This is a genomic window from Cellulomonas sp. KU4C (assembly GCF_056868065.1).
Window position 1 is genome coordinate 2549878 of the sequence record NZ_CP200322.1, and the last position, 21873, is coordinate 2571750.

General features: G+C 76.3%; 16 protein-coding genes and 1 pseudogene. 13 read left to right on the forward strand and 4 right to left on the reverse strand.

All coding sequences use genetic code 11. The features are described 5' to 3' along the window. The first annotated feature begins 52 nt into the window (after positions 1 to 52). The 3 genes from AC1VL8_RS12100 to AC1VL8_RS12110 are packed head-to-tail and all read left to right on the forward strand — an operon-like array spanning position 53 to position 2393. A complete protein-coding gene (locus AC1VL8_RS12100) occupies positions 53 to 511 on the forward strand; it encodes an SAV_6107 family HEPN domain-containing protein (RefSeq protein ID WP_483075325.1) in 459 nt (152 codons plus the stop codon). Beyond that, on the forward strand, positions 508 to 1971 hold the full coding sequence (locus AC1VL8_RS12105; protein ID WP_483075326.1) for a DNA polymerase IV: 1464 nt from the start codon (positions 508 to 510) through the stop codon (positions 1969 to 1971). The genes AC1VL8_RS12100 and AC1VL8_RS12105 overlap by 4 nt, the downstream gene beginning before the upstream one ends. 38 nt (positions 1972 to 2009) lie before the next feature. Continuing rightward, the gene (locus AC1VL8_RS12110; protein WP_483075327.1) at positions 2010 to 2393 is read left to right on the forward strand and encodes a DUF3040 domain-containing protein; all 384 of its coding nucleotides are present in this window, start codon (positions 2010 to 2012) and stop codon (positions 2391 to 2393) included. Between the two features lie 588 nt (positions 2394 to 2981). Here AC1VL8_RS12110 and AC1VL8_RS12115 read toward each other — a convergent pair. From AC1VL8_RS12115 to AC1VL8_RS12130, 4 genes are all read right to left on the reverse strand, one after another. Next, on the reverse strand, positions 2982 to 4049 hold the full coding sequence (locus tag AC1VL8_RS12115; protein ID WP_483075328.1) for a transglutaminase-like domain-containing protein: 1068 nt from the start codon (positions 4047 to 4049) through the stop codon (positions 2982 to 2984). Positions 4050 to 4110: 61 nt separating this feature from the next. After that, complete coding sequence (locus tag AC1VL8_RS12120) at positions 4111 to 5229, reverse strand: TgpA N-terminal domain-containing protein (protein ID WP_483075329.1); 1119 nt, start codon at positions 5227 to 5229, stop codon at positions 4111 to 4113. Beyond that, complete coding sequence (locus AC1VL8_RS12125; protein WP_483075330.1) at positions 5226 to 6446, reverse strand: DUF58 domain-containing protein; 1221 nt, start codon at positions 6444 to 6446, stop codon at positions 5226 to 5228. The genes AC1VL8_RS12120 and AC1VL8_RS12125 overlap by 4 nt, the downstream gene beginning before the upstream one ends. Next, positions 6446 to 7468 carry an AAA family ATPase gene (locus AC1VL8_RS12130; RefSeq protein ID WP_483075331.1) on the reverse strand — a complete coding sequence of 341 codons (1023 nt, stop codon included), beginning with the start codon at positions 7466 to 7468 and terminating at the stop codon, positions 6446 to 6448. Before AC1VL8_RS12130 ends, AC1VL8_RS12125 begins: the two co-directional genes overlap by 1 nt. Before the next feature lie 437 nt (positions 7469 to 7905). Between AC1VL8_RS12130 and mraZ the strand changes: the two are divergent. The 10 genes and pseudogenes from mraZ (at position 7906) to murC (ending at position 21869) form a co-directional block, all read left to right on the forward strand. Beyond that, positions 7906 to 8341 (forward strand): annotated as a pseudogene (mraZ, locus tag AC1VL8_RS12135) (division/cell wall cluster transcriptional repressor MraZ). Positions 8342 to 8575: 234 nt separating this feature from the next. Beyond that, the gene (gene rsmH / locus AC1VL8_RS12140; RefSeq protein WP_389227633.1) at positions 8576 to 9646 is read left to right on the forward strand and encodes a 16S rRNA (cytosine(1402)-N(4))-methyltransferase RsmH; all 1071 of its coding nucleotides are present in this window, start codon (positions 8576 to 8578) and stop codon (positions 9644 to 9646) included. Further along, positions 9643 to 10062, forward strand: a complete 420-nt coding sequence (gene ftsL / locus AC1VL8_RS12145) for a cell division protein FtsL (RefSeq protein WP_389227636.1) — start codon at positions 9643 to 9645, stop codon at positions 10060 to 10062. The genes rsmH and ftsL overlap by 4 nt, the downstream gene beginning before the upstream one ends. Next, positions 10059 to 11921 carry a peptidoglycan D,D-transpeptidase FtsI family protein gene (locus AC1VL8_RS12150; protein ID WP_483075332.1) on the forward strand — a complete coding sequence of 621 codons (1863 nt, stop codon included), beginning with the start codon at positions 10059 to 10061 and terminating at the stop codon, positions 11919 to 11921. The genes ftsL and AC1VL8_RS12150 overlap by 4 nt, the downstream gene beginning before the upstream one ends. Positions 11922 to 12018: 97 nt before the next feature. Next, on the forward strand, positions 12019 to 13626 hold the full coding sequence (locus AC1VL8_RS12155; protein ID WP_483075333.1) for a UDP-N-acetylmuramoyl-L-alanyl-D-glutamate--2,6-diaminopimelate ligase: 1608 nt from the start codon (positions 12019 to 12021) through the stop codon (positions 13624 to 13626). Then, positions 13623 to 15116: a UDP-N-acetylmuramoyl-tripeptide--D-alanyl-D-alanine ligase gene (locus tag AC1VL8_RS12160; protein ID WP_389227645.1), complete on the forward strand. Its 1494-nt coding sequence runs from the start codon at positions 13623 to 13625 to the stop codon at positions 15114 to 15116. The genes AC1VL8_RS12155 and AC1VL8_RS12160 overlap by 4 nt, the downstream gene beginning before the upstream one ends. Next, positions 15113 to 16189, forward strand: coding sequence for a phospho-N-acetylmuramoyl-pentapeptide-transferase (gene mraY / locus AC1VL8_RS12165; RefSeq protein ID WP_389227648.1), 1077 nt, complete (start codon positions 15113 to 15115; stop codon positions 16187 to 16189). The genes AC1VL8_RS12160 and mraY overlap by 4 nt, the downstream gene beginning before the upstream one ends. A 2-nt stretch (positions 16190 to 16191) precedes the next feature. Then, the gene (murD, locus tag AC1VL8_RS12170; RefSeq protein ID WP_483075334.1) at positions 16192 to 17658 is read left to right on the forward strand and encodes a UDP-N-acetylmuramoyl-L-alanine--D-glutamate ligase; all 1467 of its coding nucleotides are present in this window, start codon (positions 16192 to 16194) and stop codon (positions 17656 to 17658) included. An 11-nt stretch (positions 17659 to 17669) separates the two neighbouring features. Next, positions 17670 to 18902, forward strand: a complete 1233-nt coding sequence (gene ftsW, locus AC1VL8_RS12175; RefSeq protein WP_483075335.1) for a putative lipid II flippase FtsW — start codon at positions 17670 to 17672, stop codon at positions 18900 to 18902. 78 nt (positions 18903 to 18980) lie between these two features. Further along, positions 18981 to 21869 (forward strand): UDP-N-acetylmuramate--L-alanine ligase, encoded by a 2889-nt coding sequence (gene murC, locus AC1VL8_RS12180; protein WP_483075336.1) that lies wholly within the window; start codon positions 18981 to 18983, stop codon positions 21867 to 21869. Positions 21870 to 21873: the final 4 nt, after the last annotated feature.

The following is a 21873-nucleotide window of genomic DNA, read 5'->3' on the forward strand; positions in this document are numbered from 1 at the left end:
CGCGTTCGAACAGGTGTTCGATACTGAGTGGGTCGAGAGAGGGAGGTGCGCGATGCCGGTCAACACCCTTCGTGCCCCGCGGAGTGCCGTGCCCGGGCTGTCCGGTCGCGCCGCCGAGCTGCTGGACCGCGCCGACGCCGAGCTGGTCGCCGCGCAGTTCTCCTCCGAGCCGTGGGAGCAGTTCACCCACGCCCACCTGGCCGCGCTGCGCGCCGGTGCCGCGGTGCTGGCGGTGCGGCAGCCGCTGTCGGGCCGCCGGGCGCCGCGCACGGTGTGGGAGCTGCTGGACTCCGTGGCCCCCGAGCTCGGGCGGTGGTCGAGCGACTTCGCCGGCGGTGCCGGTCTGCGCGCCGCGGTGGACGCCGGCCGGTTCGACGCCGTCAGCGCAGCCCGGGCGGAGCAGGTGCTGTGCCACGCCGAGGACTTCCTGGACGTCGTGCGCGCCGAGCTCGAGGGCGCGGAGCCGGACGACGCGCGGCTGGTCGGCGCCGCCGGGGTGCGCGCGGGATGAGCCGAGGTCCTCGCGCGGCGGAGGCGCGGCGGGACTGGGGCACCGAGGAGGACGGGTGCTCGATCCTGCACGTCGACATGGACGCGTTCTTCGCGTCCGTCGAGCTCGCCCGCCGGCCGCATCTGCGCGGGAGGCCCGTCGTCGTCGGCGGCTCCGAGCGCTCCGTGGTGCTGGCGGCCACCTACGAGGCCCGCGCCTTCGGGGTGCACTCCGCGATGCCGATGGCCGCGGCGCGCCGGCTCTGCCCGCAGGCGGTCGTCGTCCCGCCCGACCACACGGCGTACCACGAGGTCTCGCGCAGCGTCATGGACATCCTCCGCGAGGTGACCTCGCTCGTGGAGCAGGTGAGCGTCGACGAGGCGTTCCTCGACGTGAGCGGCGCGCGCCGGCGGCTCGGCAGCCCCACGCGGATCGCCGCGCTGATCCGCGAGCGGGTGCAGGCGCGGCACGGCATCACCTGCTCCGTCGGGGTCGCCGCCACCAAGTTCGTCGCGAAGCTCGCCTCGGGCCACGCGAAGCCTGACGGGGTGCTCCTGGTCCCGCGGGACGCGACCGTCGCGTTCCTGCACGTCCTGCCGGTGGGCGCGCTCTGGGGCGTCGGGGAGCGGACGGCCGGCGCGCTCGAGCGGTGGGGGATCCGCACCGTGGCGGAGCTGGCCGCGAGCGACGTGGGCACCGTGCAGCGCGCGGTGGGTCGGACCGCCGGCGCACACCTGTACGACCTCGCGTGGGGCCGGGACCCCCGGCCGGTGCACCCGGGACGGGAGGAGAAGAGCGTCGGTGCGGAGGAGACCTTCGCGGTCGACGTCCGGGACATGCGGGTCGTGGAGAGCAAGGCGCTCGAGCTCGCCGACCGGTGCGCCGGCCGGCTGCGCGCGCAGGGCGTCGTCGCCCGGACGGTGGCGGTGAAGATCCGCACGTCCGACTTCCGCACGCTCACCCGCTCGCGCACGCTCGTCCAGCCCACCGACGTCGGTCGCGAGCTGTACCTGGCGGCCCGGGAGCTGCTCGCCGGCGTCGACCTCGGCGGGCTTCCCGTGCGCCTCGTCGGCGTCCGCGCCGAGGGCCTCGCCCCCGCCGAGGACCAGGCGCGGCAGCTGACGCTCGAGGAGGCCGTCGCGGACAACGCGGACGCGCGCCGGGACGCCGAGCGGGCGATGGACCTGGTCCGCGAGCGGTTCGGCCGGGAGTCGATCGGCGCCGGGACCCGGACGGTCGGCAGGTCGGCGCGACCCGGCCCCGGCGCGTCCGGTGCCGCGATCCCCGTGACCGCCGGGGCCGCGGACCCGGCTGCGGGACCTGCCGCCGGCCGGGTAGCGGGCTCGGTCGCGCGCCCGGCGGGGGCGGCCGCGGCGGAACGGACCAGCCACGCCGAAGGTTCCCGTCACCCGGTGTCCGCAGCGTCACGCGGTCCGGTCGGTCGCTCGACTACCGCCTTCGGCGAACGCCCTCTATCCTGAGGCGAAGACAGTCCCAACGGCGGAGCACGGGGGTTGGAATGCCTCTCTCCGAGTACGAACAACGTGTACTGGAGCAGATGGAGCGTCAGCTCACGTCTGATGATCCTCGGCTCGCGAACACGCTCACAGCGCGTGGCCGCAAGCCGGTGATGCGATATGTGCTGGGCGGCATCGGAGCCGTCGTCGGCCTCCTCCTGCTCGTGGGCGGAGCCGCCTCGTCCGAGGTGTGGCTCGGGGTGCTCGGGTTCGTCGTCATGTTCGCGTCCGTCGCGTTCGCGTTCACGCGTCCGCGGCGCAGCACCGGCCCGGTCGGCGTCGTCCGGCCAGACGGCACCGCGACCCGACGACCGGCGGCGCCCAAGAAGGGCTTCATGAACCGCATGGAGGACCGCTGGGACCGTCGCCGCGAGCAGGGTCGCTGACCTCTCCCGCCGCGGACGGGTCTGGCGTCGCCTGACTCCACCGCGCGCCGATTCCTGAGGCGATTCGGCGCGCCTGTCGCGCCGGTGGACCTGTCGCGCGGGTGGACCTGTCGCGCGGGCGCATCTGCCGCTCCGGCACGCCTGCGACCGCGGCCGCGCCGCAGGGGCGGCACGCCCTGTCGCTGCGCGCTGACCTCGCGCCCGCCCCCACCTCCGTCCCCCCCTGGGGCGAGTGGTCACGACACGCTGACGCGCGACCACCCCGGCTCGCGTGTCGTGACCACTCGTCGGCCGAGCGCGGGCGAGGTGCTCGCGCCACGGCGCGCCCCCGCCGGACCTCCCGCCGGCAGCCACGGCGACCCGCCCGCCCGCGCCCGCCCGCCCGACTGCGGGCACCGCGAGAGGTCACGACACGCGGGTGTGCGCGCGGTGCGGTCAGCGTGTCGTGACCTCTCGTCCGCAGCATCGGGGGAGGCACCCCGCGCGGCTCCGGAGCGGGACCGGCCGGGCGGTTCCCGGCGCGCGGGGGCGTGCGGGGGGCGGGTCGGCTCGGGCGGGTCGGGGTGGGTCGGGCTCGGGCGGGGCGGGTCAGGCGGGTGCGGGGGTCCCGCCCTCGGCGGGGCGGGTGCGGGTCGACGTGCTCACGTCGGTGAGCACCGCGGCGACCCAGCCCTGCAGCTCCGCGGCGTCGTGCTCCACGGGGTGCGGGGCGTAGCGGTCCTGCTCGACGGCGGTCGCCAGCGCCACGAGCGCGCGGTCGCCCTCGGGAGTCAGCGGTCGGCCCCGGCGGGACTCGACCTGGGCACGCACGGTGTCGACGACCTGGCGGGGGGTGCGGGCGTCGGACCAGGTGATGCCTGCGCGCCGCAGCCGGTCGCGCAGCCGCCGCCACGCGACCTCGGAGGACGGTGCGCCGCCGGTTCCGCGGCGCCGGCGCAGCAGGGCGAGCGCGCTGGCGGTGGCGGCGAGGCCCCCGAGGACGACGCCGACCAGCACGACGGGGCCGCCGCCGGAGCCGGTGTCATCGCCGCCGGTGCTGCCGGAGCCGGCGGGCGCCGTGCTGGTCGTGGCGCCGGGGGTGGGGGCGAGGCTCGGCTGCGCGGGTGCGGCGCTGGGCGAGGCGGTGGGCGCGGCCGCGCGGAACGGGTTGCTCCAGGACGGCGGCGGGCCGGTCTGCACGGCGGGCGTCGGCTCGAACCGGACCCACCCGGTGCCGGGGAAGTACAGCTCGGGCCAGGCGTGCGCGTCGGCACCGGTGACCCGGTAGGCCCGGTCGGAGCCGAGGTCGCCGGGCAGGAACCCGACGCCGAGGCGCGCGGGGATGTCGAGGGTCCGCGCGAGCACGGTCATGGCGGTGGCGAACTGCACGCAGTAGCCGCGGCGGCTCTCCAGGAAGTCCCAGACGGCGTCGTCGCTGGAGGCGGCGTCGACGGTGGTGTCGTAGCGGAACTGGGTGCTGTCGCGGAAGTAGGTCTGCAGCGCGAGCGCCTGGTCGTAGGGGGTGGTGGCGCCCTCGGTGACCTCGGCGGCGAGGGCGCGCAGGTCGGCCTCGTGGTCGGTGCCGGGCACCGCGAGGTAGGGGTCGAGGTCCCCGGGCCGGTCGCCGGTGGCGCCGCGGAGCATCTCCGGCGTGAGGTCGGGGATCTCGACCGTCATCGCGTACCGGGTGTCGACGTCGGTGCGCTCCCGGCCGACGACCTCGTCGCGGGCGACGTCGTCAGCTCCACGCCCCGTCGATCTCGACGGTCCGGGGGAAGGTGCTGACCGGCAGCCGCTGCTCGCGGAGCGCGCCGACCTGCACGTCGACCTGCGCGAGGGTGCCGCGGTCGTCGTCGGGGGGCGTGCCGACCAGCGCGGGGTCCGAGGCGAGCAGGCCGTCGGGGTCCCACTCGGTGAGCTCGGCGGTCGGGTCGCGCTCCCAGCCGCGCCCGTCGAAGTCACGCAGGGTGAAGGAGCGGAGCGGCCCGACGTTGCCGGCGGTGGCCGCGGGGCCGCGGTCGTCGTCGCCGAGGGCCTCGACGGTGTAGCGCAGCACCACCTGGTCGGACTGCTGGCGCAGGCTGTCGCGCAGGTCGAGGTCGTCGGCGAGCCGCACGGGTCCGACGGCGCCGGTCCCGACGTCGGGCAGGTCGAGCCAGGACCACGCGGGGACGGCGGCGACCACGGGGCCCGCGGCGAGCGTGAGGGCGACGAGCCCGGCGGCGCCGACCACCACCACCCCGGCGCGGCGGCCGGTGCGGTCGCGGGCGACCGACGGCTGGGCGAGCGCGAGCAGGACGAGGTACGCGAACCCGGTGGCCGCCAGCGCCCAGGTGCTGCCGGGGAAGCCGAGCACGACGCTCGGGGTCCACACCGCGAGGTACGCGAGGCCGGTCAGCGCGGGCATCCCGCAGCCGACGGCGAGCAGGTCGGCCGCCAGGAACACGAGCACCGCGGCCCCGACGAGGACGGCCTCGACGGGCGGCCAGACCGTGAGGGGCACGACGGACGTCTCGATGAGCTGGGCGGCCTGCGCGAGCAGCTGGCCGGCGCGCTCGACGGTGCCGGGGCCGACGAGCAGCGGGTTGCCGCCCGGTGGGGTCGCGTACCAGGCGAGCAGCGCGTACGCGGCCACGACGAGTCCGACGAGCGACGGCAGCCACGCCGACCGCGTGAGGCTGCGGACGCCGCCGACGACGAGCGCGGTGAGGGCGACGGCGACCCCGGCGCGCCAGGGCCACGGGCCGCCGGCCAGCAGCCCGCTCAGCGCACCGAGGGCGGTCACGGTGGCGAGCGCGACGACGGTGGTCGCGACCGGCGACCGCCAGCCGCGGCGCAGCGCGTTCCCGCTGCTCACGCGGCACCGCCGGTGAGGCGCCACCACGTGGCGGCGAGGTCCGCCCCGGGTGCGGCCTGGACGACCCGCCAGCCGGCGCGGCGCAGCGCGCGGGCGGTGCCCCCGGCGGCCTCGTCGACTTCGGCGCCGCGCACGACGGCCCAGCCGGGCCGGGTCTGGCTGACCCCGGCGAGCGCCGCGCGCCCGGCGGCGCCCTGCGGGCCGAGCACGGCGACGACCAGGCCGGAGCCGCCGTCGGTGTCGTCTAGCCCGCGGATCTCCGCGAGCAGCGCGCGCTGGGCGGTGCCGGTGTCGCCGTGCCCGGCGAGGTCGACGGTGGCCTCGAGGAGCTGCTGGCGCGACGGCGCCTCCAGGCGGGTCGCCCGGGGGTCGTCGGCGCCGGTGCCGGTCAGCAGGTGCGTCGGGTGCCCGGCGCCGTGCAGCGCGATCGCGGCCGACGCGGCGAGCGAGATGCTCCACTCGAGGGCCTCGCCGGGCGCGCACTGGTCGAGCAGGACGGTCACGGGTCGCATCCCGGCGCGCTCGTCGGACCGGACCACGAGCTCGCCGCGCCGGGCGCTGCTGGGCCAGTGCACGCGGCGCAGGTCGTCGCCGACCCGGTAGTCGCGCAGCGCGGCGTCGTCGGAGGCGGGCGACCGGGCGCCGACCACGGAGCGCTCGGGCTCGGCGACCAGCAGCTCGCGGGGCACGGTGAGGTCGACGACGGCGGGCCAGACGGTGACGGTCTCGCGCTCGCCGAGCGTCGCGCGCACCTGGGCGACGCCGAACGGGTCGGTCCGGGTGACGATCAGGGGGCCGAGGGCCCAGCGGCCGCGCCGGGTCGCCTGGACCGGGTACCGCAGCCGGACGGCCCGGGGCTCGCGGCTGACCGTGGCGCGCAGCGGGCGGCCGCCGGACAGCTCGACCGCGGCCTGCTCGCGCAGCCGGAGGTCCGCGAGCCGGGCCCGCGACGTCCCGCGGGCGAGGGCGACCTCGACCTGCACGTCCGCGGACCGGCCGACGTGCACCGGGTCGGGGTGCACCGCGCGCCGGGTGCGCAGCCCGCGTCCGCGCCCGGGGTCGCCGATGCCGACCGCGAGCAGGCCGAGCACGACGAGCAGCACCGGCAGCGTGCCGATGGTCAGCAGGTCGGTGGACCCGAACGCGGTGCCGGTCGCGGCGACCGCGGTGCCGAGGACCAGCATCCCGGTGCCCCGGCGGGTCGGGCGCAGGCGCATCAGCCCGCGGCGCTGCGGTCGTGCACGGCGCCGCGGTCGTGCACCGAGCCGCGCGCGGGCGCCGGGACGCCGGTCCGCGCCACGAGGTCGGCGATGACGTCCTGGCCCGAGCGGCCCGACAGCCGGGACTCCGCGCTGAGGATGACGCGGTGCGCGAGCACGGGCTCGGCGAGCTGCTGGACGTCGTCGGGCAGCACGTGGTCCCGGCCGGCGACGGCGGCGTAGCCCTTCGCGGCACGGAGCAGCTGGATCGCGGCCCGGGGGGAGGCGCCGAGGCGCAGCGCGGGGTCGTCGCGGGTGCCGGCGACGAGGTCCACGACGTACTGCTTCACCGCGGGGGACGCGTACAGGTGCCGGGTGGTCTCGATGAGCCGGCCGACCTGGGCGGCGTCGGTGATGGCGGTGAGGTGGGCGAGCGGGTCGGTGGTCTCCTGCAGGTCGAGCATCGCGAGCTCGGCCTCCGCGCTCGGGTACCCGACGGTGAGGCGCGCCATGAACCGGTCGCGCTGGGCCTCGGGCAGCGGGTAGGTGCCCTCCATCTCGACGGGGTTCTGGGTCGCGACGACGAGGAACGGCCGCGGCAGCGGGTAGGTCGTCCCGTCGACGGTGACCTGGGCCTCCTGCATGGACTCCAGCAGGGCGGCCTGCGTCTTGGGGGAGGCGCGATTGATCTCGTCGCCGATGACGACGTGCGAGAACACCGGGCCGGGCCGGAACTCGAACTCCTGGGTCGCCGCGCGGTAGATCGTCACGCCCGTCAGGTCGCTGGGCAGCAGGTCGGGCGTGAACTGCACGCGGCCGACGGTGCAGTCGATGCTGCGGGCGAGCGCCTTGGCGAGCGTGGTCTTGCCGACGCCGGGCACGTCCTCCAGCAGCAGGTGCCCCTCGGCGAGCAGCACGGCGACGGTCGTGCGGACCAGCTCGGGGCGACCGGAGACGACGCGGTCGATCCCCGCCCGCATCCGGTCCGTCACGGTGATGAGCTCGTCCATCTCGGACGCACCGGGTACTGCTCGCGGCATGAGAACCCCTCGGTCGACTGGGGAGAGCCTAAGGGGAGGTCGGCCGGTGCGGGAGGTGATCCCCCCACTTCCCCCCACCCGCGCCGGACCCCGGTCCTCCACATCGCTCCCCGGCGCGCCCTGCGTCGCGCGGGGCTGCGAGGGCGTGACGCCGCGTGAGCCGCTGACCAGCGCAGACGCGCCCGCGGGTGCGGGGGAGGGCGCGGGTCGGCCGACACGGATCCGCCGCGCGCACCGCAGATTCCTCCACCTCGCTCCACCGGTCCTGACCTGCACAGACATCTCAACTTCACCCGTCCGCCGCCGATTCACAGGGTGCTGGTGGAGTGAAGTGGAGTACCGTGGAGCCATCGGGTGCCGCAGGGCGCCCGACCGCGCGGTCCGGGGAGGAGGGCGACGTGGGGTTCGAGCAGACGCTTGCCGGACTCGGCGCCGCTGTGCCCTTCCTCGGGACGCACACCCCGAAGCTGGACGAGAAGGGGCGGCTGATCCTCCCGGCCAAGTTCCGCCCCCAGCTCGCCCAGGGTCTGGTCATGACCCGGGGTCAGGACCGGTGCCTGTTCCTGCTGCCGCTCGACGAGTTCGCGCGGATGCACGACAAGCTTCCGGCAGGCCCCGGTGACGAGCAAGCAGGCGCGGGACTACCTGCGCGTGTTCCTGTCCGGCGCCTCCGACGAGACGCCGGACAAGCAGGGGCGCATCTCGATCCCCCCGATGCTGCGCACCTACGCGGGTCTCGACCGGGACGTCGCCGTGATCGGCGCCGGCACCCGGGTGGAGATCTGGGACCTGCAGGCGTGGGAGTCGTACCTGGCGGAGCAGGAGGCCGGGTACGCCGAGACCGCCGAGGAGGTCTTCCCCGGGGCCTTCTGAGCCCGGGCCGCAGCACCGAGCACCACCGAGCACCACCCCGCACCACCCGCACCACCGCACGACGAGACCTCCCCCCGGCAGCTCTGACGCCACTTCCCCGGCGCCAGAGGGCCGGTGGGGGATCTGGTCGGACGGCGGAGGGGCCGCCCGACCACCAGCCCCGCAGCACCACGCACGCAGCACGCACGCACGTACGTACGCAGCACCGAGTCCGCACCGCCCGAGGAGGCCCGCATGTCCGAGCGCGACGCCGCGTCGCGGCACACGCCCGTGCTGCTCCAGCGCTGCCTCGACCTGCTGGCCCCCGCCCTCGCGGAGCCGGGCTCGGTGATGGTGGACGCGACGCTCGGCATGGGCGGGCACACCGAGGGCGTGCTGGCCGCGTTCGAGCACGTGCGTGTGATCGGCGTCGACCGCGACCCCGAGGCCCTGGCGCTCGCGTCGGAGCGGCTCGCCCGGTTCGGCGACCGGTTCACCCCCGTGCACGCGGTGTACGACGAGATCCCCGCGGTGCTCGAGCGGCTCGGCCTGCCCGGCGTGCAGGGCGTCCTGATGGACCTCGGCGTGTCGTCGCTGCAGCTGGACGAGGCCGAGCGGGGCTTCTCCTACGCGCAGGACGCGCCGCTGGACATGCGGATGGACCCGACGCGGGGCCTGACCGCCGCGGAGGTGCTCAACACCTACGACGAGCGCGAGCTCACCCGGGTCCTGCGCGAGTACGGCGAGGAGCGGTTCGCGGGGCGGATCGCGCGGCGGATCGTCCAGGCGCGCGAGCAGGCGCCGCTGGAGCGGACCCACGAGCTCGTGGACCTGGTGCGCGCGGGCATCCCCGCCGCGGCCCGGCAGACCGGCGGCAACCCCGCCAAGCGGACGTTCCAGGCGCTGCGGATCGAGGTCAACGACGAGCTCGCGGTCCTGGCCCGCGCGGTCCCGGCGGCGATCGAGTCGCTGGTGGTGGGGGGCCGGATCGTCGTCGAGTCGTACCAGTCGCTCGAGGACCGGCTGGTCAAGCGCGCGTTCGCGGCCGGCGCCGAGATCAGCTCCCCGCCCGGCCTGCCGGTCGTCCCGGAGACGGACGAGCCGTACCTGCGGCTGCTGATCCGCGGTGCGGAGGAGGCCGACGAGGCCGAGCTCGCCCGCAACCCGCGGTCGCAGTCGGTGCGCCTGCGGGCGGCCGAGCGGCTGCGCCCGACCCCCGAGCACCGGCGGCCCGTGGCGGACGGCGGCAGTCCCGCCGGCCGCGGCCGCAGCACCCGTCCCCGCAGCACCCGCAGCACCAGCACCGGACCGAGGAGAACCGCATGAGCGCCCAGCAGGCCGCAGCGCGGGTCCAGGCACCCCGCGTCCAGCCCCGTCCGTCCGCCCCGGCCCCCGCGACCCGGACCGCCCCGCGGCTCCGCCTGGTCCGCCCGCCGGCCCAGGCCCGCACGCACGTGCCGTTCGTGGTCTCGTGCATGGCGATCCTCGGCGGGGCGCTGCTGTCCGCGCTGCTGCTGAACACGCAGCTCGCCGCGGGCGCGTACGAGACCCGCACCATGGACGTCCGGCTCGCCGAGCTGGCCAGGGACGAGCAGGCGCTGGCCGCGCAGATCGACGCGAACACGTCGCCCGCGAACCTCGCGGCGGCGGCGCAGGGCCTCGGCATGCAGCCCGCGGGCCCGACCGGCTGGCTCACGCTCGCCGACGGCACGGTCCGGGGCGGCACGGAGCCCACGCCGTGAGCACGCCGACCCGTCGCACCGCCGCCCCCGCGCGGCCGGTGCGCCCGGCCGGCCGCGGCACCGTGCCCACCCAGCGCGGCCCACGGGGGCCGTGGGCCCCGGCGCGCACCGGCGGCCCGAGCCTGGCCGTCCTGCACCGGCGTCGCGCCGTGCTGGTCGTCCTGATCGCGCTGCTGCTGACGGTGTTCACCGGCCGGCTGGTGTGGCTCCAGGGCATCGGCGGTGACGCGATCGCCGCCGAGGCGCTGCAGAGCCGGCTCACCAACGCCCAGCTGGTCGCCTCCCGCGGCCAGATCACGGACGCGAACGGCGAGGTGCTCGCCACCTCGGTGGACCGGTACGACATCGCGGTGAACCAGAACCTGGTCGCGACGTGGTCGGCGACGGTCGACGGCGAGTCCTACTCGGGCGCCGCCGGCGCCGCCCAGCTGATCGCCCCGCTGCTCGAGGTCAACGCCGCGGAGCTGGGCGCGAAGCTCGACGGCGACTCCGGGTTCAAGTACATCGCCAAGGGCGTGCTGCCCGAGGTGTGGCAGGCGGTCCGCGAGCTGCGGATCAACGGCATCTCCGCCGAGCAGGTCGCCGAGCGGGTGTACCCGAACGCGAACCTGGCGGGCAACGTGCTCGGCTGGGTCAACGCCGAGGGCACGGGCGCGCAGGGCCTCGAGGCGGTGCTCGACTCCGAGCTCACGGGGACCCCCGGCAGCACCACGTACGAGCGCGGTCGCGGCGGCCAGCAGATCCCGGGCGGCTTCGAGGAGTCGACCCCGGCGACCGACGGCCGCGACGTGCAGCTCACCCTCAACCTCGACCTGCAGTGGAAGGCGCAGCAGGCCATCGAGGCGCAGGTGGCGGCCACCGGCTCCGACTCGGGCTCGATCGTGGCGCTCGACGTGAAGACCGGTGAGGTGCTCGCCATCGCGGAGTCCCGCACGGTCGACCCGAACAACCCGGGCGCGACCACCGACCTGTGGCGCGGGTCCAGCGCGGTCTCCGACGTGTTCGAGCCCGGGTCGACGGCCAAGATCATCACGATGGCCGCGGCGATCGAGACCGGGCTGGTCGACCCGTACACGCAGTTCGAGGTGCCGTACCAGTACACGACGGCGAACAACCAGACGTTCAAGGACTCGCACGAGCACGCGGGCCTGCGGCTGACGACGACCGGGATCCTGGCGGAGTCGTCGAACACCGGCACCGTCATGATCGGGCAGGACATCCCGCAGCAGGTCCGGTACGACTACCTGGCGAAGTTCGGCTTCGGGGCGAAGACCGGCATCGAGCTGCCGAACGAGTCCGCCGGCCTGCTGCACCCCGCGGACCAGTGGGACGGCCGGTCCAAGTACGCCGTGCTGTTCGGCCAGGCCGTGTCCGTGACCGCGCTCCAGGCCACCGAGGTGTTCGCCACGATGGCGAACGACGGCGTGCGGATCACGCCGCACCTGGTCAAGGGCTGGACCGAGCCGGACGGCACGTACACGCCGGCGGCGCCCGCCGCGCGCACCCAGGTCGTGTCCCCGGAGACGGCGAACACCGTGCTGTCGATGATGGAGAGCGCCGTCGACGAGGGCACCGGCTCCTCGGCCGCGATCCCGGGCTACCGCGTGGCCGGCAAGACGGGCACCGCCCAGTCGTGGGTCGTCCCGGGCCGGACCGGCATCACGGCGTCGTTCATCGGCGTCGCGCCCGCCGACGACCCCGCGATCGCGATGAGCGTCGTGCTGCACAACCCGAAGACGTCGGAGTGGGGCGGCACCGTCGCCGGTCCCGTGTTCTCGGACGTGGCCGGCTACGCGCTCACCGAGCTCGGCGTCGCCCCCAGCGGCACCCAGCCCGAGCTGTTCCCGACGACCTGGTGACCGCGCCGGTGACGCGCGCCGTGACGCAGGTCTCGGCGACGCCCTGTAGCACGGCTGCGGTCGCGGGCGGCCCGGCCCCGCGCGGTAGATTCTCCCTATGACGTCCCCGCAGGGCCGGCTGCGCCCGGAGCACCCCCACCGCCGCCGGGTCGCCGACCTCGCCGACGCGTTCGCGCTCGTCGCCGCGGGTCCGGGCGACGCCGGCGTGCCGGCGGACCTCGAGACCTCCGGCATCACGGTCGCCAGCGGCGACGTGCTGCCGGGCGACGTGTTCGTCGCCGTCCCCGGTGCGCACACCCACGGGGCCGCGCACACCGGCCAGGCGGTCGCCGCCGGGGCCGTGGCCGTGGTCACCGACGCCGCGGGCGCGGAGCTGCTCGCCGCCGACCCGCTCGCCGCCGGCCTGCCCGTCCTGGTGACGCCCGACCCGCGCGGCCAGGCGGGCCCGATGGCGGCCTGGCTGCACGACCACCCCGGGCGGCGCCTGACGACGGTGGGCATCACCGGCACCAACGGCAAGACCACCACGACGTACTTCGTCGACTCCGCCCTGCGCCGCGCCCACGACCGGACGGTCGTCATGGGCACGGTCGAGCTGCGGATCGGCGACGACGCGATCGAGAGCCCGCGGACCACCGTCGAGGCCCCGGTGCTGCAGTCCGTCCTGGCGCTCGGCCTGGAGCGCGGCGCGACCGCGGCGGTCACCGAGGTGTCCTCGCACGCGCTGGCGCTCGGGCGGATGGCCGGCCTCGAGGTCGACGTCGCCGGGTTCACCAACCTGCAGCGCGACCACCTCGACTTCCACGGCGACATGGAGGGCTACTTCCAGGCCAAGGCCCGGCTGTTCCACGCCGGGCACGCCAGGCGGGGCGTGGTCGTCGTCGACGACGCGTGGGGCCGGCGCCTCGCGGCCGAGGCCGAGATCCCGGTCGACACCGTCGCCACCCACGTGGGCTCGCCGGAGTCCGCGACCGCCGACTGGGCCGTGACCGAGGCCGACATCGGCCTGGACGGCGTCGGCTCGACGTTCGTGCTGCGCGGCCCCGACGGCACGGAGCACCGTGCCGCGAGCCCGCTGCCGGGCCTGGTGAACGTGTCGAACGCGGCGCTGGCAGTCGTGCTCGCGCACCGGGCCGGCGTGCCGCTGGCGGACGCGATCGACGCCGTCGGCCGCTCGGCCGGCGTCCCGGGGCGCATGGAGCGCGTCATCGAGCGCGGGGCCGGGCGCCCGCTGTGCCTCGTCGACTACGCGCACACGCCCGACGCCCTCGTGCTGGCCCTGGAGGCCGTGCGCCCGATCACGCCCGGCCGCCTGGTCATCGTGTTCGGCTCCGACGGGGACCGGGACCGCGGGAAGCGCCCGATCATGGGCGCCGTCGCCGCGCGGCTCGCCGACGTCCTCGTCGTCACCGACGAGAACCCGCGCTCGGAGGACCCCGCGTCCATCCGGGCCGCCATCCTGGACGGGGTCCGCGACGAGCGCCCCGACCTCGCCGACGTGCACGAGGCGACCAGCCGCACGCAGGCCATCCACGACGCCCTCGACCTCGCGACGGAGCTGGACACCATCATCATCACGGGCAAGGGCCACGAGCCGACGCAGGAGATCGCCGGCGTCTTCCACCGGTACAACGACCGCGACGTGCTGCGGGCGGCGCAGGCCACCGGCGCGCAGGCCCCGGTCGTGCAGGGGCCGCAGGCGTGATCGCGCTGACGGCGGCGCAGGTGGCGGCCGCGACGGGCGGGCGGCTGCACCCGGCGGACCTCGACCCGGCGACGGTGGTCTCCGGCGCCGTGGTCGTCGACTCGCGCCAGGTCGAGCCCGGGTCGCTGTTCGTGGCCCTTCCCGGTGAGCACGTCGACGGGCACGACTTCGCGTCGACCGCGGTCTCCGGCGGCGCGCGCCTCGTGCTGGCCGCGCGCGAGCTGGCCGACGACGCGGGCGACGCGCTGCCGTCGGTCGTCGTCGAGGACGTGGAGCGCGCGCTCGGCGACCTGGCCCGCGAGGTGCTCGTGCTGCTGCGCGAGGCCGCCGCGGAGCCCGGCGGCGCCGGGCTGCAGGTGATCGGCGTGACCGGCTCGGTCGGCAAGACCACCACCAAGGACCTGCTGGCGCAGCTGTGCACCGCCGCCGGCCCGACGGTCGCCCCGGTCAAGTCGTTCAACAACGAGATCGGCCTGCCGCTCACGGTGCTGCGCGCCGACGAGCAGACCCGGTTCCTCGTGCTCGAGATGGGCGCCTCCGGCCCCGGGCACCTCACCTACCTGACCGACATCGCGCCGCCCGACGTCGCGGTGGTCCTGGTCGTCGGGCACGCCCACCTCGGCGGGTTCGGCGGCATCGAGGCCGTCGCGCGCGCGAAGTCCGAGATCGTCACGGGACTCGCACCCGGCGGCGTCGCCGTGCTCAACGCGGACGACGACCGTGTGCGCGCGATGGCGGACCTCGCGCCCGGACCGGTCGCGACGTTCGGCACCACGAGCACCGCCGACGTGCGCGCCGTCGACCTGCGGGTGGACCGCGCCGGGCGCGCCGCGTTCACGCTGGACGCCGGCCCGGTCCCGCCCGTCGAGGGCGACGCCCCGGGGGAGCGGCGCCGCGCGGACGTCGCGCTGCGGCTCGTGGGGGAGCACCACGCCCACAACGCGCTCGCCGCCGCCGCCGCGGCCCTGGCCGTCGGCCTGCCGCTCGACGACGTCGCCGCCGGGCTCGGCGCCGCCGACGCGCTCAGCCCGCACCGCATGCACGTGGTCGACCGCCCGGACGGCATCACGGTCGTGGACGACTCGTACAACGCCAACCCGGACTCGGTGCGCGCGGCGCTGCGCGCGCTCGCCGTGCTGGCCGGGCGCGAGCGCCGCTCGGTCGCGGTGCTCGGCGAGATGATGGAGCTCGGGCCCGACGCGCGCGCCGAGCACGAGGCGATCGGCCTGCAGGTCGTGCGGCTCAACGTCGGCCTCACGGTCGTGGTGGGGAAGGGCGCCCTCGGTATCGCGGCGGGCGCCCAGCGCGAGGGGTCGTGGGGCGACGAGGTCGCGATCGTGGACGACGTCGACGCCGCGGCCGCGCTGCTCGAGCGCGAGCTGCGCCCCGGTGACGTCGTGCTGGTGAAGTCCTCGCAGGACGCCGGTCTGTGGCGCCTCGGGGACCTGCTGACCGCCGGCGGCGCCGGTGCGACGGAGGTGCCCGCGTGATCTCCGTCCTCGTCGCCGGTGGCGTCGCGATGGTGGTGGCCCTGCTGGCCACGCCCCTGTTCATCAACTTCCTGGTCACGAAGCAGTACGGCCAGTTCATCCGCCAGGACGGCCCGACCGCGCACTACACCAAGCGCGGCACGCCCACGATGGGCGGCGTCGTCATCATCGGGGCCACCCTGATCGGCTGGGCCGTCGCCGCGCTGGCCAGCGGGAACGTGCCGAGCGCCTCGGCGGTGCTCGTGCTGTTCCTCATGACCGGCCTGGGCGTCGTCGGGTTCCTGGACGACTTCATCAAGATCTCCCGCCAGCGCAGCCTCGGGCTGTCCGCCCGGTGGAAGATCGTCGGGCAGGGCGCCGTCGGCATCACGTTCGCGGTGCTCGCGCTGCAGTTCCCCGACGCGACGATGCGCACCCCGGCGTCGACCAAGATCTCGTTCATCCGCGACACCGGCCTGGACCTCGCGTTCGCCGGTGCCACCGTCGGCGCCATCCTGTTCGTGATCTGGGCGAACTTCCTCATCACCGCCTGGTCCAACGCGGTCAACCTCACCGACGGCCTGGACGGGCTCGCGACCGGCGCCTCGCTGATCGTGTTCGGCGCGTACGTCATCGTCTGCGTCTGGCAGTTCAACCAGCGGTGCGCGCTGACCGCCGGCGCGCGGTGCTACGCCACCCGCGACCCCCTGGACATGGCCGTGGTCGCCGCGGCGATCACCGGCGCGTGCTTCGGGTTTCTGTGGTGGAACGCCAGCCCCGCGAAGATCTTCATGGGCGACACCGGCTCGCTGGCCCTCGGCGGCGCGCTCGCCGGTATGTCGATCGTCACCCGCACCGAGGTGCTGGCCGCGATCATCGGCGGCCTGTTCGTCATCGTGGTGCTGTCGGACGTCATCCAGATCGGGTTCTTCAAGATGACGGGCAGACGGGTGTTCAAGATGGCACCGCTGCACCACCACTTCGAGCTGTCGGGGTGGGGCGAGGTCACGATCGTCATCCGGTTCTGGCTGATCGCCGGGCTGTTCGTAGCGCTCGGGGTCGGGATCTTCTACGCGGAGTGGGTGACGGGCTGACCGTGGCGGACGACGCTGACGACCTGACCCGGTCCGCGCTCGCGTCGGCGACGGTGGTCGTCGCCGGGCTCGGGGTGTCCGGACGCGCCGCGCGCGACGTGCTCGCCGGCCTCGGCGCCCGCGTCACCACGGTGGACGACCGCGCCGAGGACGCCGACGCGCGCGACGTGGCGGCGTTCCTCGGGGGAGGCGGGCTCGACGGCGTGGACGTCGTCGTCGCGTCGCCCGGGCTGCCCCCGAGCCACCCGCTGCTGGCCGCCGCGCGCGCCGCCGGCGTGCCGGTGTGGAGCGAGGTCGAGCTCGCGTGGCGGCTGCGCGTCGACCGGGACTCCGGCGACGGGCCCGCGCCGTGGCTCGCGGTCACCGGGACCAACGGCAAGACGACGACCGTCGAGATGCTGGCCTCCGTGCTCACGGCCGCGGGCCGGCGCACGGCCGCGGTGGGCAACGTCGGCACGCCCGTGGTGCTCGCCGCCACCGACCCGGCGCTGGACGTGCTGGCCGTCGAGCTGTCGAGCTTCCAGCTGCACCACACCACGTCGATGGCCGCGCAGGCCGCCGTGGTGCTCAACGTCGCCGCCGACCACCTCGACTGGCACGGCTCCCTGGACGCGTACGCCGCGGACAAGGGCCGGGTCTACGCCGGGGTCGAGGTCGCGTGCGTCTACAACGCCGCCGACCGCACCACCGAGGACCTGGTCCGGGAGGCCGACGTCGCCGACGGCGCCGTCGCGGTCGGGTTCACCCTCGGCGCCCCGTCCGTGGGCCAGGTCGGCCTGGTCGACCACGTGCTCGTCGACCGCGGGTTCGCCGCGCTGCGGCACACGCACGCCGCCGAGCTGGCGACGTTCGACGACCTCGCGCACCTCGCCGGGCCCGACGGGCTCGCGCCGCACGTGGTGCAGGACGCGCTCGCCGCGGCGTCGCTCGCGCTGGCCCACGGGGTCGAGCCCGCCGCGGTCCGCGACGGGCTGCGCGCCTACCGGCCCGGCACGCACCGGATCGCCACCGTCGCCGACGTCGACGGGGTGCGCTGGGTCGACGACTCCAAGGCCACCAACGCGCACGCCGCCGCGGCCGCGCTCGCCTCGTTCGCCGCCGGGAGCGTCGTGTGGGTCGCCGGCGGCCTGGCCAAGGGCGCGACCTTCGACGACCTGGTGGCGTCGCGCGCGGACCGGCTGCACGCCGTCGTGCTCATCGGGGTCGACGCCGCGCCGCTCGCGGACGCGCTCGCCCGACACGCCCCGGACGTCCCGGTGGTGCGGGTCGATCCCGGTGACACTGGGACCGTGATGACCCGCGCCGTGACCGAGGCCCGCCGCCTGGCGGACGCGCGCTCGGCGACCGGCGCCACGGGCACGACCGTCCTCCTGGCGCCGGCGTGCGCCTCGATGGACCAGTTCGCGTCGTACGCAGCGCGGGGAGACGCGTTCGCCGCCGAGGTCCGCTCCCTGCTCGCGAGGGGGTGACCCCGCCGCCGATGGCCCAGACGACCGACGCCCCGGCACCCGGCGCCGCGCCGCGCGCGCCCTCCCGGCTCGGGCAGTGGAACAGCGCCGTGACGAGCTACTACCTGCTCGTCGGTGCCAGCATGCTGCTGCTCGTCATCGGGCTGGTCATGGTGCTGTCCTCGTCGTCGGTGGAGTCGATCGCCGGGGGCGGGTCGCCGTACACGGTGTTCCTCAGCCAGGCGCAGTACGCCCTGATGGGTCTGCCCCTCATGTGGTGCGCGTCCCGGATCAAGCCGCAGACCTACCAGCGGCTCGCGTGGCCGCTGCTCGGCCTCGGGCTGTTCCTCCAGCTGCTCGTCTACACGCCGCTCGGCCTCGGCAAGGGCGGCAACCAGGGGTGGATCGGCATCGGCGGCTTCACCGCCCAGCCCGCCGAGGCGCTCAAGCTCGCGCTGGTCGTCTGGCTCGGCGCGGTGCTCGTGCGCAAGCAGCCGCTGTTCGACGACTGGAAGCACGCCGCCGTCCCGGCGCTGCCCGTCGCGGGCGGTGCGGTGGGGATGGTGCTGCTCGGCCACGACCTCGGCACCGCGATCATCCTGCTGATCCTCGTGGCGGGCGCCCTGTTCGTCGCCGGGGTGCCGATGCGGATCTTCGCGGGGGCCGCCGTCGCCGCGGCCGCCGGCGTCGCGCTGCTCGCCGTCGGCAGCGACAACCGCGTCGGCCGGATCATGGACTGGTTCTCCGGCGACTGCGACAAGTCGGCGGGCTGCTACCAGACCTGGCACGGGATGCAGGCGCTGGCCACCGGCGGCTGGGCGGGCCTCGGCCTGGGCCAGAGCCGCGAGAAGTGGTCCTACCTGCCCGAGGCGCACAACGACTTCATCTACGCGATCATCGGCGAGGAGCTCGGCCTGATCGGCACGCTCCTGGTGCTCGCGCTGTTCGGGGTGCTGGCGTTCGCGATGTTCCGGGTGATCGCCCGGCACCGGGACCCGTTCGCCCAGATCGTCACGGGCGGCGTCGCGGCGTGGATCATCGGGCAGGCGCTCGTCAACATGGCCGTGGTGATCGGGCTGCTGCCCGTGATCGGCGTGCCGCTGCCCCTGGTGTCCGCGGGCGGGTCGGCGCTCATCACGACGCTGGTGGCGCTCGGCGTGGTGATCTCGTTCGCCCGCACGGAGCCCGGGGCGGCCGAGGCCCTGGCCGCCCGGCCGAGCGTCGTGCGCCGCTCGCTCGCCGTCATCGGACGCACCCGTGCCTGACCACCCCGCGACGCCCGCCCCCCTCGACCCGCCCGACCCGCACCACCGGCGCCACCGCGCCTGAACCGGAGGACCCCCGTGACCGCACCCGACGCCGACGCCCACCCGGTCGAGGACGACGGCCAGGCCCCGGAGCGGCGACCCCGCGCGGTGCTGCTCGCCGGCGGCGGCACGGCCGGCCACGTCAACCCCCTGCTGGCCGTCGCCGAGGAGCTGCGCGCCCGCGACCCCGGGCTGCGCCTCGCGGTGCTCGGCACCACCGAGGGCCTGGAGTCCCGGCTGGTCCCCGAGCGCGGGTTCGACCTGCACGTCGTGCCGAAGGTCCCGCTGCCGCGACGTCCCACGCCCGACTGGTTCAAGCTGCCGCGGATGCTGCGCCAGGCGGTCGACGCCGCCGGTGCCGCGATCGACGAGATCGGCGCGACCGTCGTCGTCGGGTTCGGCGGCTACGTGTCGACGCCCGCGTACCTCGCGGCGCGGTCGCGCGGCATCCCCGTGGTCGTCCACGAGCAGAACGCCCGCGCCGGGCTCGCGAACCGGCTCGGCGCCCGGCAGGCCCACACCGTCGCGGTCACGTTCCCCGGCACCCGGCTGCCGCGCGCCCAGGTCACCGGGCTGCCGCTGCGCCCGGAGATCGCGCGGCTGCTCGACGAGCGCGCGACGGACGCCGCGGCGACCCGACGGCGCGCCGCCGCCGAGCTCGGGTTCGACCCGGCCCGCGTCACGCTGCTCGTCACCGGTGGCTCGCTCGGCGCGCAGTCGCTGAACCGCGCGATCGCCGCGCAGGCCCGCGCGGTCCTGGCGACCGGCGCCGAGGTGCTGCACCTCACCGGCACGGGCAAGGCCGAGGAGGTCCGCGCCGCGGTCCGCGGCGTCGCCGGGGCCGAGCGCTACCACGTGCGCGAGTACCTGGCGGAGATGGAGCAGGCCCTCGCGGTCGCCGACGTCGTGCTGTGCCGGTCCGGCGCGGGCACCGTGAGCGAGCTCGCGGCGCTGGGCATCCCGGCCGTCTACGTCCCGCTGCCCGTCGGCAACGGCGAGCAGCGGCTCAACGCCCAGCCCGTGGTCGCGGAGGGCGGTGGCCTGCTGGTCGCCGACGAGGAGCTCACCGGCGACTGGATCGCCGCGCACCTGCTGCCGCTGCTCGGCCCCGACGCCGCCGAGGACCGGCGCGCGATGGGCGAGGCAGCCGCGCGCGTCGGCGTCCCGGACGCCGCCGCCCGGGTCGCGGACCTGGTCGAGGACGCGCTGGCCGAGGCCGAGCGGCGCGCGCAGGAGGCCGAGGCCCGCGCGGCGGCCGAGCAGGCCGCCGCCGCGGACGCCGCTGCCGCCGCCGAGCAGCGGGCCGAGGACGAGCGGGCCGAGGCCGGTGCCGCGGACGGCGCCGCCGTCGACGGTGCCGCGGACGAGGTCGGCGGGGACGAGGTGGCCGAGCCCGACGTGCCCGGACCCGCGACGGCCGCGCCCGCGCGGTCCGCCGTCGGGGGCGACCTGGCCGACCTGGGGCACGTCCACCTGGTCGGCGTCGGCGGGGCCGGCATGTCCGCGGTCGCCGGGCTGCTGGTCGCGCGGGGGCTCACCGTGTCCGGCTCCGACGCCCAGGAGGGTCCGGCGCTCGCCGGGCTGCGTGCGGCCGGGGTGACGGTGCACGTCGGGCACGACGCCGCGCACGTCGAGGACGTCGACACCCTGGTGGTGTCCAGCGCCATCCGGGAGTCCAACCCGGAGCTGGTGCGGGCGCGCGAGCGCGGGCTCCCGGTGCTGCACCGCTCGGAGGCGCTGGCCGCGCTGATGACCGGCCGGATCGGCATCGCCGTGGCCGGAGCGCACGGCAAGACCACGACGTCCACGATGGTCGCCACCGCGCTGGCGGCCGCGGGCCGCGAGGACAGCGTGCTCGACCCGTCCTACGCGATCGGCGGCACGGTGCTCACCGCCGACGGCGCGACGCCGGGCTTCCGGACCGGTGCGGGCGAGGTGTTCGTCGCCGAGGCGGACGAGTCCGACGGCTCCTTCCTGGCCTACGCCCCGGCGGTCGCGGTCGTCACCAACGTCGAGCCCGACCACCTGGACCACTACGGCACCACCGAGGCGTTCGAGGCGGCGTTCGAGCAGTTCGCCGACCGGGTGCTGGACGGCGGCGCGCTGGTCGCCTGCCTCGACGACCCCGGCGCCGCCCGTCTGGTCGCAGCGGTCCGCGACCGGCTCACCCGCCGGGGCGTGCGGGTCCTGACCTACGGGTCGGACGCGGCCATCGGCGCGGACGCCACGGGCCCGGACCTCGTGCTCGGGCCGCTGCGCGCCCAGGGCGGCGCGTGGCACGTCACGCTGACCTCGCGCACCGCGGAGGTGCCGGGCGCGGACCTGGTGCTGGCCGTCCCCGGGGAGCACAACGCCGCGAACGCCGCGGCCGCGTACCTCGCGGCGTGGGCGGTGGGCGCCGACGCGGCCGCCGTCGCGCGCGGGCTCGGGGAGTTCCGCGGCACGGGCCGCCGGTTCGAGGACCGCGGCACCGTCGCGGGCGTGCGGGTCGTCGACGACTACGCGCACCACCCCACCGAGGTCGCCGCGCTGCTGCGGACCGCCCGCACGGAGGTCGGCGACGGGCGGGTGCACGTGCTGTTCCAGCCGCACCTGTACTCCCGCACGCGCACCTTCGCCGCGGAGTTCGGCGCGGCGCTCGACCTGGCCGACTCGGTCGTGGTCACCGACGTGTACGCGGCGCGGGAGGACCCGGACCCGGAGGTCTCCGGCGACACCATCGTGCAGCGGGTGCCGACTCCGGGACGCGCGCGCTACGTCGCCGACGCGCACGACGCCGCGCGCGCGGTCGCCGAGGCCGCCGGTGCCGGGGACCTCGTGCTCACCGTGGGCGCGGGCGACGTGACGCGGCTCGGCGCGGAGATCCTGACCGCGCTGGGGACCGGGTCCCCGACCGCCGACGGGTCGGAGCCGGGGCCGGCGTGACCCC

Bases quoted from the DNA above. Each gene is read 5' to 3' on its own strand.
- AC1VL8_RS12100 (WP_483075325.1), top strand. From the start codon at position 53: ATGCCGGTCAACACCCTTCGTGCCCCGCGGAGTGCCGTGCCCGGGCTG.
- AC1VL8_RS12105 (WP_483075326.1), top strand. From the start codon at position 508: ATGAGCCGAGGTCCTCGCGCGGCGGAGGCGCGGCGGGACTGGGGCACC.
- AC1VL8_RS12110 (WP_483075327.1), top strand. From the start codon at position 2,010: ATGCCTCTCTCCGAGTACGAACAACGTGTACTGGAGCAGATGGAGCGT.
- AC1VL8_RS12115 (WP_483075328.1), bottom strand. From the start codon at position 4,049: ATGACGGTCGAGATCCCCGACCTCACGCCGGAGATGCTCCGCGGCGCC.
- AC1VL8_RS12125 (WP_483075330.1), bottom strand. From the start codon at position 6,446: ATGCGCCTGCGCCCGACCCGCCGGGGCACCGGGATGCTGGTCCTCGGC.
- AC1VL8_RS12130 (WP_483075331.1), bottom strand. From the start codon at position 7,468: ATGCCGCGAGCAGTACCCGGTGCGTCCGAGATGGACGAGCTCATCACC.
- rsmH (WP_389227633.1), top strand. From the start codon at position 8,576: ATGTCCGAGCGCGACGCCGCGTCGCGGCACACGCCCGTGCTGCTCCAG.
- ftsL (WP_389227636.1), top strand. From the start codon at position 9,643: ATGAGCGCCCAGCAGGCCGCAGCGCGGGTCCAGGCACCCCGCGTCCAG.
- AC1VL8_RS12155 (WP_483075333.1), top strand. From the start codon at position 12,019: ATGACGTCCCCGCAGGGCCGGCTGCGCCCGGAGCACCCCCACCGCCGC.
- ftsW (WP_483075335.1), top strand. From the start codon at position 17,670: ATGGCCCAGACGACCGACGCCCCGGCACCCGGCGCCGCGCCGCGCGCG.